This window comes from Streptomyces sp. NPDC034084, from assembly GCF_055575535.1.
Window position 1 is genome coordinate 656,790 of record NZ_JBVISK010000003.1, and the last position, 13,442, is coordinate 670,231.

12 protein-coding genes are annotated in these 13,442 nt (G+C 71.9%); 8 read left to right on the forward strand and 4 right to left on the reverse strand.

Annotated elements, in window-relative coordinates:
* Positions 1-24: 24 nt before the first annotated feature.
* Positions 25-1,605, reverse strand: a complete 1,581-nt coding sequence (locus ACZ51I_RS13855; protein ID WP_468875111.1) for a CBM35 domain-containing protein — start codon at positions 1,603-1,605, stop codon at positions 25-27.
* A 337-nt stretch (positions 1,606-1,942) separates the two neighbouring features.
* Here ACZ51I_RS13855 and ACZ51I_RS13860 point away from each other — a divergent pair, with 337 nt between their 5' ends.
* Entirely contained in the window at positions 1,943-2,734 is a 792-nt protein-coding gene (locus ACZ51I_RS13860; protein ID WP_468875113.1) for a bestrophin-like domain, read from the forward strand.
* Positions 2,735-2,757: 23 nt separating this feature from the next.
* On the opposite strand, the gene ACZ51I_RS13865 is transcribed toward ACZ51I_RS13860, so the two are convergent.
* On the reverse strand, positions 2,758-2,934 hold the full coding sequence (locus ACZ51I_RS13865; RefSeq protein WP_468875116.1) for a zinc-binding dehydrogenase: 177 nt from the start codon (positions 2,932-2,934) through the stop codon (positions 2,758-2,760).
* On the opposite strand from ACZ51I_RS13865, the gene ACZ51I_RS13870 reads away from it, so the two are divergent.
* The 3 genes from ACZ51I_RS13870 (at position 2,933) to ACZ51I_RS13880 (ending at position 5,118) form a co-directional block, all read left to right on the forward strand.
* A complete protein-coding gene (locus ACZ51I_RS13870; RefSeq protein ID WP_468875118.1) occupies positions 2,933-4,222 on the forward strand; it encodes an MFS transporter in 1,290 nt (429 codons plus the stop codon). The genes ACZ51I_RS13865 and ACZ51I_RS13870 overlap by 2 nt on opposite strands.
* A gap of 234 nt (positions 4,223-4,456) precedes the next feature.
* Positions 4,457-4,801 carry a hypothetical protein gene (locus tag ACZ51I_RS13875; protein WP_468875120.1) on the forward strand — a complete coding sequence of 115 codons (345 nt, stop codon included), beginning with the start codon at positions 4,457-4,459 and terminating at the stop codon, positions 4,799-4,801.
* On the forward strand, positions 4,792-5,118 hold the full coding sequence (locus ACZ51I_RS13880; RefSeq protein ID WP_468875122.1) for a hypothetical protein: 327 nt from the start codon (positions 4,792-4,794) through the stop codon (positions 5,116-5,118). The genes ACZ51I_RS13875 and ACZ51I_RS13880 overlap by 10 nt, the downstream gene beginning before the upstream one ends.
* 219 nt (positions 5,119-5,337) lie before the next feature.
* Here the strand turns inward: ACZ51I_RS13880 and ACZ51I_RS13885 are convergent, their stop codons facing one another.
* A complete protein-coding gene (locus ACZ51I_RS13885) occupies positions 5,338-6,393 on the reverse strand; it encodes a LysR family transcriptional regulator (RefSeq protein WP_468875125.1) in 1,056 nt (351 codons plus the stop codon).
* A 316-nt stretch (positions 6,394-6,709) separates the two neighbouring features.
* On the opposite strand from ACZ51I_RS13885, the gene ACZ51I_RS13890 reads away from it, so the two are divergent.
* Both ACZ51I_RS13890 and ACZ51I_RS13895 read left to right on the forward strand, forming a co-directional pair.
* A complete protein-coding gene (locus ACZ51I_RS13890) occupies positions 6,710-7,789 on the forward strand; it encodes an alkene reductase (protein ID WP_468875128.1) in 1,080 nt (359 codons plus the stop codon).
* Positions 7,790-7,962: 173 nt separating this feature from the next.
* Positions 7,963-8,898, forward strand: a complete 936-nt coding sequence (locus ACZ51I_RS13895; protein ID WP_468875131.1) for a zinc-binding dehydrogenase — start codon at positions 7,963-7,965, stop codon at positions 8,896-8,898.
* A 164-nt stretch (positions 8,899-9,062) separates the two neighbouring features.
* Here the strand turns inward: ACZ51I_RS13895 and ACZ51I_RS13900 are convergent, their stop codons facing one another.
* Positions 9,063-10,016 carry a terpene synthase family protein gene (locus tag ACZ51I_RS13900; RefSeq protein ID WP_468875133.1) on the reverse strand — a complete coding sequence of 318 codons (954 nt, stop codon included), beginning with the start codon at positions 10,014-10,016 and terminating at the stop codon, positions 9,063-9,065.
* Positions 10,017-10,433: 417 nt separating this feature from the next.
* Between ACZ51I_RS13900 and ACZ51I_RS13905 the strand changes: the two genes are divergently transcribed.
* Both ACZ51I_RS13905 and ACZ51I_RS13910 read left to right on the forward strand, forming a co-directional pair.
* Positions 10,434-12,404, forward strand: coding sequence for an ATP-binding protein (locus tag ACZ51I_RS13905; RefSeq protein WP_468875136.1), 1,971 nt, complete (start codon positions 10,434-10,436; stop codon positions 12,402-12,404).
* 416 nt (positions 12,405-12,820) lie between these two features.
* The gene (locus ACZ51I_RS13910; protein ID WP_468875138.1) at positions 12,821-13,441 is read left to right on the forward strand and encodes a GNAT family N-acetyltransferase; all 621 of its coding nucleotides are present in this window, start codon (positions 12,821-12,823) and stop codon (positions 13,439-13,441) included.
* The last annotated feature ends 1 nt before the right edge of the window (position 13,442 follow it).

Sequence of the window (13,442 nt, forward strand, 5' to 3'; positions counted from 1 at the left end):
GCGCGACGGATCATCTCCTGAGGCTCACCACGTGACCGTACGGCCGCCGAAGGTTACGACGAGCCGGCCGTCCGAGGCGTACGACCAGGTCAGCGCCCCCGTGTAGGAGGAGCACCGGGATCCGTTCGAGCCGGCCCAGAACTGGTTCGAGCCGTCGGCGTCACCGATGGTCCGGTCGTTCGTGCCGCTCGCGGTGCTGCGGCAGGAGGTGTTGCCGCGGAAGACCGAAGTGCCCGCGTCGAAGGAGAAGTTGCGCTGCGCGTTGTCGACGGCGAGGTTGTTCGAGACCGTCATCGAGCCCGGGTTGCTGTTGTACGTGAAGCCGTGCTTGCCGTTGTGGAAGGCGATCGTGCGCCGCACGACGTGGTCGACGGCGATGTCCTCGCCGCCGAGCTTGAAGCCGTTCCGGTCGCCGGCCCCGGCCTGGGACCCGTCGCTGAGGGTGCCGTTGTCGTACGCGAGGGAGTCCTCGATGGTCACGGCCCCGATGGGTCCGGTGTCGGTCTTCGTGTAGAGGTCCCAGCCGTCGTCGATGTTGTGGTGGGACACGGCGTAGCGGAAGACGTTCCCCGCGCCGACCGTGAGCTTCGCGGCGAAGCCGTCGGCGTCCTCGCCGTCGGAGTCGGCGTTGTCGTGCGACTCCGCGCTCAGGACGAGGTTGTCGGACGGCCACTGCTCGCGGGGCGTGGTGGAGGCGGCGCGGCCGAGCTGGAGGCCGGTGTCGCGGTTGAAGCGGGTGACCGTGCGTTCGATGACGTTGTGGCTGCCGCCCACGTAGATGCCGTTGTCGCCGGCGCGCTCGACGACGACACCGTTGATGTGCCAGTACGAGCCGTTCACGGCGAGTCCGCGGTTGGCGGGGTCCTCGGTCATGGCGGAGAAGTTCAGCACCGGCGTCTCGCCGGGATAGGCGGACAGGGTCTTCGGCGCCCCGGCCGCACCGCTGTTGCCCGGCGGGATGGTGACCGTCGTCGAGTGGCGGTAGGTGCCGCCGCGGAGGTAGACGGTGCCGCCGGCGGTGACGCGACCGAGGGCCGAGGTGAGCGTCGTGGGGTCGGACTGGGTCCCGGACGCGCCGTCCGTGCCGTTCGGGGCGACGTACAGGGCGCTGCCCGTCGGGGGCGGGGCGTCGGCGGCCGTGACGTTCAGGGAGTCGATGTTGGGCAGGCCGGCGGCGGTGGTGGGGGTGAGCCGGACGGTGTTGGCGCCGGCCTTCAGCGAGACGGTCAGGGTCTTGGTGGTCCAGGCGGACCAGGTGCCGGTGGTTTCGAAGGAGGGCGTCTGCACGGTCGACCCGTTGACGACGAGGCCGGCGGGCCGGGCCGTGGTCGTTCCGTTGGCGAACCGTACGGCGAGCGTGGCGGTTCCGGCGGCGGGGGCGTTCACCGTGAACTGCGCGGCGGCGCCGATGGCGTTGGTGCCGTTGCAGAAGCCGCTGCCGGTGTAGCCGGGCCAGTCGGAGTCCACGGTGCCGCTGCATACGGCGGGGGAGGCCTCGGCCTCGTACAGGGTGGACGCCGCCTGCGCGGTGTTCATGTTCACGGACAGGGCGACGAGCGTGCCTGCCAGCAGGCTGAGGCAGGCCGTGGCGGATCGCAGATGCATGTGGGGGCTCCAGAAGGGACGGAGGGCGGTCCGGGGCTGGACGGGAAAGCGCTTTCTCCGGAAGCTAGAGGGGGAGTCGTCGGCACGTCAATGGTCGTGTAGGTGACCGTCGTTCACATGACTGAACATTTACGGGAGGATGTGGGCGCGACTGACCCAGGTGACGGGAAGCGGCCCCGCGCCGGCTCGCCCGCCGGAACCTGGCCGTCCGTCGTCGCGACGCGCACCCCGCTCGTGGCGTCAGCGTGTTCCATCGCCGACACGGGCGGGTGATCATTCGCCGCCAACCCCTCCATGGGACAGGACCGGCCGCGTGCCGCCCCTAGACTCCCCGCACATGTCGCTCTGGCTGCTCAATCACTTCAGCACCTTCACGTTCGCCGTGGTCACCGTCGGCGGGACCGTCGTCCTCGCCGTGGCCGGCAGCGTGCTGCTCCGCCGCAGGTACCCGTCGCTGGCCCGGGGCGAGCACAACGACATGGTCGGGGTGACGCTGGGCATGTTCGGCGCGATCTACGGGATCATCCTCGCCTTCGTCATCGTCACCCTCTGGACCCAGCTGGACAACACCCAGACCATCGTCGCCAGCGAGGCCACGGATGCCGCGCTCATCGCCCGCGACGCCGCCGCCTTCCCGCCCGCCGTCCGCGCCGACCTCGACGCGGCGCTCAGCGGCTATGTGCACGCCGTCGTCGAGGACCAGTGGCCGCGCATGCGCGCCGGGCAGCCGAGCTACGGGACCACGGAAAAGCACCTCCGGGCCGCCTTCGACGTCCTCCAGACCTACGACCCGAAGTCCCCGCGCGAAGAGGTCTTCTACGAGGAGGCCGTCACCCACCTCAACGACGTCGCCGCCCAGCGCCGCGCCCGTCTGACGATGGCCCAACAGGAACTCCCGCCCCTGCTCCAGGTCCTGGCCTTCGGCGGCGCGATCGTCCTCGTCCCGCTCACCTTCCTCTACGGCATGCGCAAGCTCCGGATCCAGCTCCTCTTCGTCGCTTCGGTCGCCGCCCTCATCGGTTTCAGCCTGCTCCTGGTCTTCGTCCTCGACCGGCCGTTCGCCGGCGAACTCAGCGTGAGCCCCGCGCCGTACCGCGAGGGCGCCCTCGCCCAGTACTGGAACCGGTGACCGCCGAGGCGCGCGACGCCGGGTCAGCTGACGCTGATGACCACTTTGCCGAAGGAAGCGCCGTCGGCGTAGTGACGGTAGGCGTCCACGGCCTCCTCGAAGGGGAAGGCGCGGTCGATGACGGGCCGGATGCCGTGCTCCGGAGACGGCGCGGGCCGGGCCGCGGGTGCCCGCGCGAGCCTTGCTAGCCTGCGTCGCATGATCGAAAGGCACCCCGGGCCGCGGATATCCGGATGGCTGGGTCCAAGCGGTCCGCAGCGTGCCCTCATCGTCGCGAGCTTCGTCAGCCGCGTGGGCAACGGACTGTTCAACACCACTGCGGTGCTCTACTTCACGTTGGTGGTGCACCTGCCCGCCGCACAGGTCGGCGTCGGCCTCACCGTCGCCGGTCTTGTCGGGCTGCTGGCCGGGATCCCGGCGGGGAACCTGGCCGACCGATACGGGCCGCGCACCGTCTGGCTCGCGTCCCTCGCGGCGCAGGCGGTGACGATGGCCGCCTTCGTCCTCATCGACGACTGGTTCACGTTCACGCTCATCGCCACCCTGGACCGGCTGGCGGCGACGGCGAGCGGCGCCGCGGGTGGTGCCCTCATCGCCCGTGCCGGCGGGGAACGCCCGGCCGCGTTCAGGGCGAGACTCCGCACGTTCGTCAACCTCGGAGTGGTCCTCGGCACCCTCGGCGCCGCCTTCGCCGTGTCGGTCGACACCCGCCCGGCGTACACCGCGCTGATCCTCGCCAACGCCGCCAGCTTCGCCTGCGCCGGACTCGTCGCCCTGAACGGCCTCCCGAACTACCGGCCCCTGCCGCAGCCCAAGGAGCACCGCCGCTGGGCCGTCCTGTCCGACCGGCCGTACGTGTCCTTCGCCGCGATCTACGGTGCGATGGGCCTGCAGTACCAGACCGTCTCCCTGCTCCTGCCGATCTGGCTCTCCGCCCACACCGACGCACCCCGCTGGACGGTGGCGGCGGTCTACGCGGTCAACAGCGGGGTGTGCGTCCTGCTCCAGAGCAGGATCGGCTCCCGGGTGGAGACACCGCGCCAGGGCGGCCGGGCGTTCCGCCTCGCGGGGCTGCTCTTCCTGGTCAGCTGCCCCTTGATGGCCCTGACCGCGGACGTTCCGGTCTGGATCGCGCCGGCGCTCGCCATCCTCGCCGTCTGCCTGCACAGCCTCGGCGAGGTGTGGGAGTCCTCGGGCGGCTTCGCGCTCGGCTTCGGTCTCGCCCCCGACCACGCCCAGGGGCAGTACCAGGGCTTCTTCGGCATCACCTTCCACGCCGGGCAGGCGCTGGCCCCGGTGGTCCTCACGACAGCGGTCCTCGGCCTCGGACACGCGGGCTGGCTGTTGCTCGGCGTCTTCTTCGCCGCTCTGGGCGTCGCGGGCCCACCGGTGGCCGCGTGGGCGGAGCGCACCCGCCTCCCGAGCCGCGCCACGGCCGACGCCACACAGCCCCGGCCCGACGATGCCCCGCTTCCGGACTCCGCCTAGTTCGGGACCAGATGGTGAGTGCTGCGGTGATGGTGGAGAGATGGATGTAGCCACGTTCGTCGTAGCGGATGGCCACTGTCGTTGCCACTTCAGCCGGTTGACGGTCCGTTCGATGGCGTGGCGCTTCTTGTACCGCTCCTCGTCGAGGGCGGGCGGCCTCGCTGTCGGACTGCTCCGGCGGAATGAGTACGACTACTCAGGCGGCCGGTGGCCACGGGCCCGCAAGGTACCGACATGCGATCGATTCTCTTCCCGAAGCCCCTGCTCACCGCCGCACTCGGCAGCGTCGTCGTCCTGGGGGCCGTCGGCACCCAGAGGGCCTACGCCACCACGACCCGCACCTCCGCCACCCCCTCCGCCTCTCCCGCCGTCCGCGCCGCCTCCCGCGTCTCCGCCGCGCGGACCGCCCGGGCGGTCACCGTCGTGACGAGCGCCCGCGAGGCAGAGGCGCGGTTCCTGGAGCTGGCCGACCTCATCGCGCAGAGCTGCGAGCCGAAGGTCCTCAGCGCCGTGGGCCACGTGACCTCGGCACCGGCCCCCGACCCACCCTGCCCGTCCTGGCCGACCCGGTGCCGCTGACTCCGACGGAGGAGTGCGCCGCCCAGAGGCACCAGCTCCGGATCAGCAAGGCGTTCTCCGGAAAGGAGACGGCCACGTACGAGCAGATGCGGGACAGGCTGACGACCCTGAAGTACCCCGGAGCGTGGATCCACCACATGCCGGACTTCGCGGGCAAGCCCGTGTCGAGGCTCGGCCTGCGCGTGGGAGCCGAACACCTGGCCCTGGAGGTCACCGACATCGGCCACGGCGTCACGGTCCGGGCGTTCGGCGCACCGCAGGGCGTGAGCGTGACGGAGGTCCGGCTGAAGCGGCAGTTGGACCGGCCCGCCCCCTGAGCAACCTCCTGCCGGGCCGCCCGTGGCCGGGCAGACAAGGTGGGTGGACTCCGGACGGGACGTTCCACGGGTCCCACCGCAGTCGGCGTCCGATCAGACCGCTTCGACCACGCGGCACCACAGAGACGTGGAGCTTGGGACGCGAACGGATACCGCGCACGCAGAAAGTGCCTTCCGCCCGGACCGGCGGAACCCCTCGACAAGGTTCATCGGCCCAGCTCAGAAGGCACTTTCGCGTTCCCGTCCATGCTCCGGACGTACCTGGCCGAGGCCAGAAGGTGAGGGCGCCCCGGCCGCATCGCCCTCGGCAGCCGTGCCCGCACTGGATCCGGCGACTCCACTGGTCGCAAGGACCGGAGCGGGGCTGCCGGGCGGGGAGAGAGTCGGGGTGACCTCCACGACGACGTCGGCGAACGTTCGTATGCGGCGGTCGGCGTCGTCCTGCGTGCGCCACGCCAGCCCGTGTTCGATCGGGGGTGCGTCCGTGACCCGGGCGAAGTGGATGTCCGGCCGCTGGTACAGCAGCGGCAACTGCCCGTCGCCGGGCAGGATCGCGCGTCCGGCGGCGACCAGCGCGAGGCCCTCGGCGTAGGTGGTACACGACTCGCGGTGTCTGGCGATCGGCTGCCCGCCGGGGGTGCGGCGCGGCAGGTGCACGTCGCACCAGTACGCGGGGACGGAGTCGGGCACGCCGATGAAAGTCTCACCCGCGAGGTCCTCGATCGACACCACCGACTTCCCCGCGAGGCGGTGCCCTGCGGGCAGGCACACGTGTCTGGGATCGCGCGTGATCACTGCGCCGGTCGTCAGGTCCGGCTCGTCGACCGGCAGCGCGAGCAGCAGCAGGTCCGCGCTTCCGTCGCGCAGCTGCGCGGCATGCTGGTGCAGTTGGGTCTCGACGATGCGTACCCCGCAGTGCGGATTCCGCTGCTCGAACACGTCGCGGGCCGCGTACAGGATGCGTCCGGCCTGCGCGCCCATGAACCCCACGGTGAGCGTGCCGCTCATGCCTCGACCGGCGAGTTCGGCCCGGTTCAGCGCGCGTCTGATGCCCTCGTACAACGGCAACAGGTCGTCTCGCAGGCCGCACCCGGCGGGAGTCAGTGAGACGTGGCGCGTAGTGCGTGCGAACAACGCCGTGCCGATGCGGCGCTCGATCTTCTTGACCGTCTTGCTGACCAGCCCGGTGGTCACGTGCAGACGCTCGGCGGTGCGGCCGAAGTGCAGCTCCTCACACAGCGTCAGAAATATTTCCATTTCCGCGCGTTCCAGCACTCGGCCGCCCCTTGGATTCTTGAACTGACGTACACGATCATGCCGCATTGTCGGCAGAGCGCGAAGAATACGGAGTTCCGGCCGAAGGGCGGCGCACTTCGTCCGCGCGGCCGGAGCCGGCGTTTCTTGAGTGGCACTCAACGACCGTTGCCGGAATCGTCGTTGATCAAGGTGTCACGCAGCGGTCATCGTTGACCTCGTGAGCCGGCCCGACGGCACCGGCCGGGTAGCCACTCACGGAGTTCTCCGACCGCCGCCCTCGCTACCCGCCCCGTCGTGCTGCTCCAGCACGCCTTCGACCAACCAGAGGAACGACATGACCGGATACTTCGAACCGCTCACCGTGGGCAAGCTGGACCTGCCCAACCGCCTGGTGATGGCGCCGATGACGCGCAACCGCGTCGACGGCGACGTGGTCACGGAACTGACCGCGCAGTACTACGCGCAGCGTGCCTCCGCCGGCCTGATCATCTCCGAGGCCACCCAGGTCAGCGAGATCGGCCAGGGATACGGACTCACGCCCGGTCTGCACACGCGGGAGCAGGTGCGGGCCTGGCGCGAGGTGACCGACGCCGTCCGCGCCGCCGGGGGACGCATGTTCGCCCAGCTGGTGCACTGCGGTCGGATCGGCCACCCGAGCCTGTACAGCGACGGCGCCCTGCCGCTCGCCCCTTCGCCGATCGCCTCCGGTGAGCAGATGTTCACGCCGGAGGGCATGCTGGACCACCCCACCCCGCGGGAGATGACCCAGACGGACATCCACCGGACGATCGACGACTTCGTCTCGGCCGCCCGCAACGCCGTCGAAGCGGGTTTCGAGGGTGTGGAACTGCACGCCGCCAACGGATTTCTGCTGCACCAGTTCCTGGCGGACGGCACCAACCGCCGGACCGATGGCTACGGCGGCTCAGTGGCCGCCCGAATCCGGTTCCCCGTCGCGGTGGTGGAGGCGGTCGCCGAGGCGATCGGCGCGGAGCGGGTCGGCCTGCGGATCTCTCCCGGCATCACGTTCAACGGCATGGCCGGGGCCGAGAGTGACACCACCGAGCTCTACACGGCGCTGGTACGGGCCCTGGCCCCCGCCCCGCTCGCCTACCTCCACGTATTCGAGATCCTCACCCGCGACATCACCCGGACCGTCCGGGCCGAATGGCCCGGCACGCTCATCCTCTGCCCGCACCCCACCGCGGAGTCCTTCCCGAGCACTCCGGAGACCGGCGCCGAGGCCCTGCGAGACGGGGTGGCCGACGCCATCGCCATGGCCGAGCAGTGGCTGGCCAACCCGGACCTGCCCGCCCGTGTCCGCGTCGGCGGCCCGTACAACGCCGCCGACAAGGCCACGTTCTACGGCGGTGACCACCACGGCTACACCGACTACCCGACGCTCGACGCCTGATCTCCATCATCCCTGGGGCCAGACCCCGGCCTCGTCCAGAGGCTCCCGGGGTCCCCCTGAGATTCCAGGCTCCCCTTGAGGCTCCTCGGGCCCGGCCCTCCCCGGACTCACCCCGGACCCCCGCGGGCGGTCCGGGGCCCCACCCCCCTCACCCTCGCTGTGAAAGGCCTCGCATGAAAGCCCTCGTCCACGACCCCGACGCCCCCCGGCAGCTCCGCCTCGGTGACGCCCCGGATCCGGAACCCAGGGCCGCACAGGCCCTCATCGAAGTCGCCTCTGTCTCGTTCAACTTCGGCGAGATCGTCTACCGGTCCCCGCAGACCAGGCCCGGACATGTCCCCGGATGGGACGCCGCGGGCGTCGTCGTCCGGCCCGCCGCTGATGGAACGGGCCCGCCCGCCGGAACGCGGGTGGTCTCTTTCGGCTGGAGCGGAGCATGGGCCCAGCTGCGCGCGGTGGACACCGCCGAACTGGCCGTCGTTCCGGACGCCGTCGACCTCGGCACGGCGAGCGCGCTCCCCGTCGCCGGGGTCACCGCCCTCCAGGCGGTCCGGCGCCTCGGTTCCGTACTCGGCCGCCGGGTCCTCGTCACCGGCGCATCGGGCGGCGTGGGGCGCTATGCCGTCCGGCTCGCCGCTCTGGCAGGCGCGGAGGTGATCGCCTGTGTCGGCAGCCCTGCCCGGGCGCAAGGGTTGCTGGAGCTGGGCGCGGCAGAGCTGGTTCATGATCCGGCCGCATTGTCGGAACCCGTGTACGGCGTGATCGACAACGTCGGTGGCAGCCAGTTGGCCGACGCGTTCAACCGCCTCGAACCCGACGGTGTCGTCCAGGCTGTCGGGAAGGCATCCGGAGACGTGACCGTCATCGACTTCGAGCAGTCCCGTACCAACAGCGCCCGTGGGCGGCTGGAGAACTTCAACGTCACCACCCCGTTCGGGAGCGACCTCACCTACTTGCTCCACCTGGTGGAGGTGGGCCGACTCGACCCGCAGATCGGTTGGCGCGGTCCCTGGACGCAGGCGGTGCAAGCAGCCGACGCCCTCGTCGCCCGCCGCGTGCTGGGCAAGGCCGTCCTCGACGTCACACCCGCCGGACTCGCCTCCCCGTAGGCGGACTGGGAACTCGAGGCGGTGGAGATGTCGAGTCATGGACCCTGCCAGTGATCACCCGGACAGGGCCCTGGTCATCCGCGGGCGGATGCCGGCGCGTGGACGGGAGCACACCGCGTGTCGTGCGGAGAGGGCGCCCGCCGGCCGCGGGGACGGCGCGCCGTTCAGTTGCCGTAGCGGCCGGTGTCGATCTCCCAGCGGTGGTAGCCGGCGATCCATGCGGCGAGGCCGTCGATGTAACGGCGGGCCGACTCGCGTGCGCCCGGAGTGAGTCCGAGGAGGTCGCAGATCTCGGGGACTTCGGCCGACAGCTCCACGAAGCGGTCGACCATCGCCTGGGCCTCGCGCATCACCTGGACGGCCGCCTCTTCGGGGGTGCCGCCGCGTTCCTCGCGGACGATCATCACCATGTTGGCGACGTCCCCGCGGGCGAGCTCCTGGGCGTACGAGTGCACATCGTTGGTGAACGACGGTATGTCGGCGGCCAGTTGGCGCATCCGGCGGAACACCGGATGGTGCAGCACCTCCTGGGGCAGCTCGAACCGGTTGAGCCGCTCGACCATGTCGAAGAGGGTCTCCATGGCGGCCGTGCCCCGGCGCAGCGCCAGATAGCTCTCCCGGTCCGGGAGCCGTCCGGAGAGCCGTCCGGCGGCCTCGGCGGGGTGACACGCGAAGTACCACTCCCAGTTGTACGCGGCCCTGGCCCGCCACCGGGCCGACATGCCGCGCACACTGCGCTCCCAGAGGTCCACGAAGGCGTGCTCGACCGGAGTGCGGGCGTCGGGCGCCGGTCCGTCTCCATGTAGAAGGCTCGTCAGGCGGGTGCAGATATAAGCCACTTGGGACGGCGCGCGACCGAGGTCCGAGTCGAACCGGTCGTCGAAGAGGAAGTAGAAGCTCAGCAGGTCCGCGGCGAGGACGAGGTCGTCGGCGGCGGAGTCCGGGCTGGTGAACGCGGCGAGACGCGGCACGTCCCACTTGTCGTACGCCTGCAGGGAGACGGTGGCGGGGAGGCGCTCGTGGAGGCGGAGCCAGTCCCGGTGGCGCTGGGCGACGGATGCCCGGTGCGGGTTGCCGCGCGGCGGAAAGGGCAGGTTGAGTGTGGTGGCGTTGGACACTGGCCCCCCAGCTTGCTGATCCCGGGTGATCCCCTGGCGCCCCCGGCGCGATCGAAGAGTACTTGAATTGATCATCAACTGCCAGAAGCGTCAAGCAGATCGCTTTCAAGCCAACGGAAGAGTGGCGTCCGGATGATCGGAGGGGGAGTGTCCGGCCTGGTTCCCGCGCGGCCGCACGGCTCTGCTCGCCGAGCCGACGGCGACCGGCCGACGTGTCGGTCACGCGTTCCATCGTTCATCGCGGCGGGTGGTTCGTCCCCCGTCCGCGCCACCCACGGCCGGGGGAACGCGTTGGGGTTGCCGTGACACCCGGTGCAGTGACGGTTCTGCATCCGGGACCTGCGGGTTCCGCAGCGACTCCCGATCTTGGTGGGTCGGCGGCGAGAGCGAAGATCTGGATGGTGCGCGGTGCCGGAGATGTGGACTCGGGGCGAGGGACACGACGCCCGGTACGCGGGCTGCCTCCGGGACGGTCCCGCCCTGGTCGGACGGGGCGAGGAACTCACCGCGCTCCGGAGCGCCCTGTCCGGGCACCGGCTGGTCACCGTGACCGGAGCGGCCGGGACGGGGAAGAGCCGGCTGGCCCTGACCGCCGTCGCGCCACCCCTCGAAGGCCCCTGGCGGACCGTGATCCGGGTGCGATGGCACGACGGAATCCCCGTCGGCCGCCGGGCGTTGACGATGCGGGTCGCGCGCGCCCTGGGCCGGCCCTCGGTGCCGGTACGCACGGACGCCGCCGCGCTCGCTCACAGCGTCCCGGGCGGTGAGATCCTGCTCCTCCTGGACGACATCGATCCCGTGCACACGGAGAGCATCGGTCTCGTCCAGACGCTGCTGTCGGACCGTCCGGCCGTACGGGTCCTGGTGACCGCTCGGCGGCCGCTCGGGCTCGGGGACGAGAGGGTGATCAGGCTGGCGCCCCTGCCGGTGGAGGCGGCACCGGGCCGGACGGGCCCGTCGCCCGCCGCCGAGCTCCTCGTCTCCCGGGCCCGGGAGCGCGGATGGAGCGAAGAACCCGACCCGGCGGCCGTGACCCGCGTGTGCCGTCTGCTCGAAGGCGTACCCCTGGCCCTCGAACTGGCCGCGGGCCGGCTGGGGGAGTGGACCATGGAGGAGCTGGCCACCCACCTCGAATCCGGCCAGTGCCGCCTGGCCGACCCGGCCCCGCTCCTGCTGCGGCACCGCACGCTGCGTACGTCCCTCGGCGCCGTCCACGCCCTCTGCGACCCGGCGCAGCGCATGGTCTGGCGGCGACTCAGCGTCTTCGCCGGACCCTTCACGGAGGCGGCGGCGGAGTTCGTGTGCTCGGGTTCCGACCTCGCCCCGCACGAGGTTCCTCCCGCCCTGGCCATGCTGAAGGCCACGGGCGTGCTCCAGGCGCTCGGAGACCCGGGCGCGGTGCGCCCGCCCCGCTACCGCATGGCCCGGGCGGCCCGCGACTTCGGCACGGAACGGCTCACGGCGGCGGGGGAGCTGCCGGCGACGCGCGACCGGCACGCCGTCCACTTCCGTGGTGTGGCGGCCGTCGCCGAGACGCTGTGGAACACCGGCCTCCAGCCCCAGGCGCTCCAGACCGTCCAGGACGAACACGGCGATCTGATGGCCCTCGCACACCGCGCCGGGGACGGGACCGGTGACGCCGAGACGGCCCTGGAGACCATGCTCCACCTCTGGTTCTGGTGGGCGGTCCACGACCAGGCCAGAGAAGGCAGCGACCACCTGCACGTCCTGCTGGCCCGGGTGCCGGCCGACAGTCCGCTCGTGGCGCGCGGCCGATGGCTCGAGGCCTGGCTCAGCGCGGCCTGGGATCCCCGCGCGGCCCACCACCTGCTGTCCCTCGCCTGGCCCGCCGCCGTGCTCGCCGGCGACGACGCCCTCCTCGGCCGCATCGCCCACGTGCACGGAATCCTGGCGTGGCGGCGCCAGGACCGGGCATCGGCCGCCGAGTACTACCGGCAGGCGGCGGCCGCCACACCCAGCGGCGCCCCCGGAGGCCCGTCCCCCGCCGTGAGCCTGGCCGCCCTCGCCGTGGTCCAGGCCCACGGCACCCCCGCGGCGGCGGCCCGCACCGCCCGCCGGGCCCTCGCGCAGCCCAGCTGCGCGAACGACGCCTGGGCCGCGGCGCTGGCCCACTACGCCCACGCCTTCGCCGATTACCGCGCCGGGCGCACCGGCCGCGCCCGGCACCGCGCCCTGCGCGCCCTGGCGGACCTCGAAGCCCGGCTCGACGCCCCGCAGGCCCACCGTGCTCTGCGCCTCCTCGTCGAGGCGCTCGATTTCGCCGCGACAGCGACCGCCGGGACGACACCGCACCGAATCCCGCACGTCCCCGTACCTCGCGGCGGGGCGCAGACACCGTCGGCGACGGCGAGCCTGGCGCAGCGGTGAGAGCCCGTTCTTGGTGACGCCCCGCCCGTAGGCCCCGGCCGACCCAGCCGTACGCTCGCGATGCCCGGCCGCGACGGTGTCAGGTCGTCCCGGTGCCCTGACGGGCCGACCGCCTCGACCCGTACAGCTCGAAGATCTGCTGCAACCGAAGGCTGCTGCCCACCGGCCGGCCTTCGCGGCCCGGACCCCTAGGGGGTGTCTCGTCGATCATGCCGGGCTCGCGGCGTCCGGCACCGCGCCTCGCCGCGTCGCCGTCGGTCGCCGACGCTCCGCGTCGACTCCCTCCTCCGCCTTGCGATGCACGGCACCAGACGCCGCTCCCTGGTCCGGCCAGATCGACAAGACACCCCCTGGCGCTGGCCTCCGGTCGGCGAAAACCCCTGCGGGAGCGCTCCCAGGGTGGCAATGTGCAGCGGGTGACGACCGAAGCCTTCATCCGCCCCTACCGGCCCTCCGACCGCGCCGCACTCGGTGACATCTGCGTCAGGACAGCGCACGACGGCGGTGACGCGTCGCTCCTGTATCCCGACCCGGAACTGTTGCCGACGGTCTTCGCCTACCCGTACGTCGAGCTGGAACCCGACTTCGCCTTCGTCCTGGACGACGGTGCCGGGAGCGCCGTCGGATACGTCCTGGGCGCACCGGACACGGCGGCCTTCGCCGGACGGTTCCACGCCGAGTGGCTCCCGGGCGTGAGGGACCGGTACCCGGCCGGCAGCGGGGCGGCCCGCACGCCGGCCGAGGAGATGACCGCACTGCTGCACGCCCCGGAGCGGATGGTCCGCGAGGAACTGGCCGACTTCCCCGCCCACCTCCACATCGACCTGCTGCCCGACTGGCAGGGCCGGGGGCACGGCCGCGCTCTCATCGGGACCCTTCTGGAGGCTCTGCGCCGGCGTGGAGTCCCCGCCGTGCACCTCTGCATGGCGCGGACGAACACCCCGGCCAGGGCGTTCTACGACCGCCTCGGCTTCCGGCCGCTGCCCGTCGACGACCCCGGCCCCGTCTGGTACCTGGGCAGGCCGACGGAGACGTGAG

Excerpts from the sequence above, each read along its gene's own strand:
- ACZ51I_RS13875 (WP_468875120.1), top strand. The coding sequence starts at position 4,457 with ATGCGATCGATTCTCTTCCCGAAGCCCCTGCTCACCGCCGCACTCGGC.
- ACZ51I_RS13865 (WP_468875116.1), bottom strand. The coding sequence starts at position 2,934 with ATGCGACGCAGGCTAGCAAGGCTCGCGCGGGCACCCGCGGCCCGGCCC.
- ACZ51I_RS13860 (WP_468875113.1), top strand. The coding sequence starts at position 1,943 with ATGTCGCTCTGGCTGCTCAATCACTTCAGCACCTTCACGTTCGCCGTG.
- ACZ51I_RS13905 (WP_468875136.1), top strand. The coding sequence starts at position 10,434 with ATGTGGACTCGGGGCGAGGGACACGACGCCCGGTACGCGGGCTGCCTC.
- ACZ51I_RS13895 (WP_468875131.1), top strand. The coding sequence starts at position 7,963 with ATGAAAGCCCTCGTCCACGACCCCGACGCCCCCCGGCAGCTCCGCCTC.
- ACZ51I_RS13870 (WP_468875118.1), top strand. The coding sequence starts at position 2,933 with ATGATCGAAAGGCACCCCGGGCCGCGGATATCCGGATGGCTGGGTCCA.
- ACZ51I_RS13890 (WP_468875128.1), top strand. The coding sequence starts at position 6,710 with ATGACCGGATACTTCGAACCGCTCACCGTGGGCAAGCTGGACCTGCCC.
- ACZ51I_RS13855 (WP_468875111.1), bottom strand. The coding sequence starts at position 1,605 with ATGCATCTGCGATCCGCCACGGCCTGCCTCAGCCTGCTGGCAGGCACG.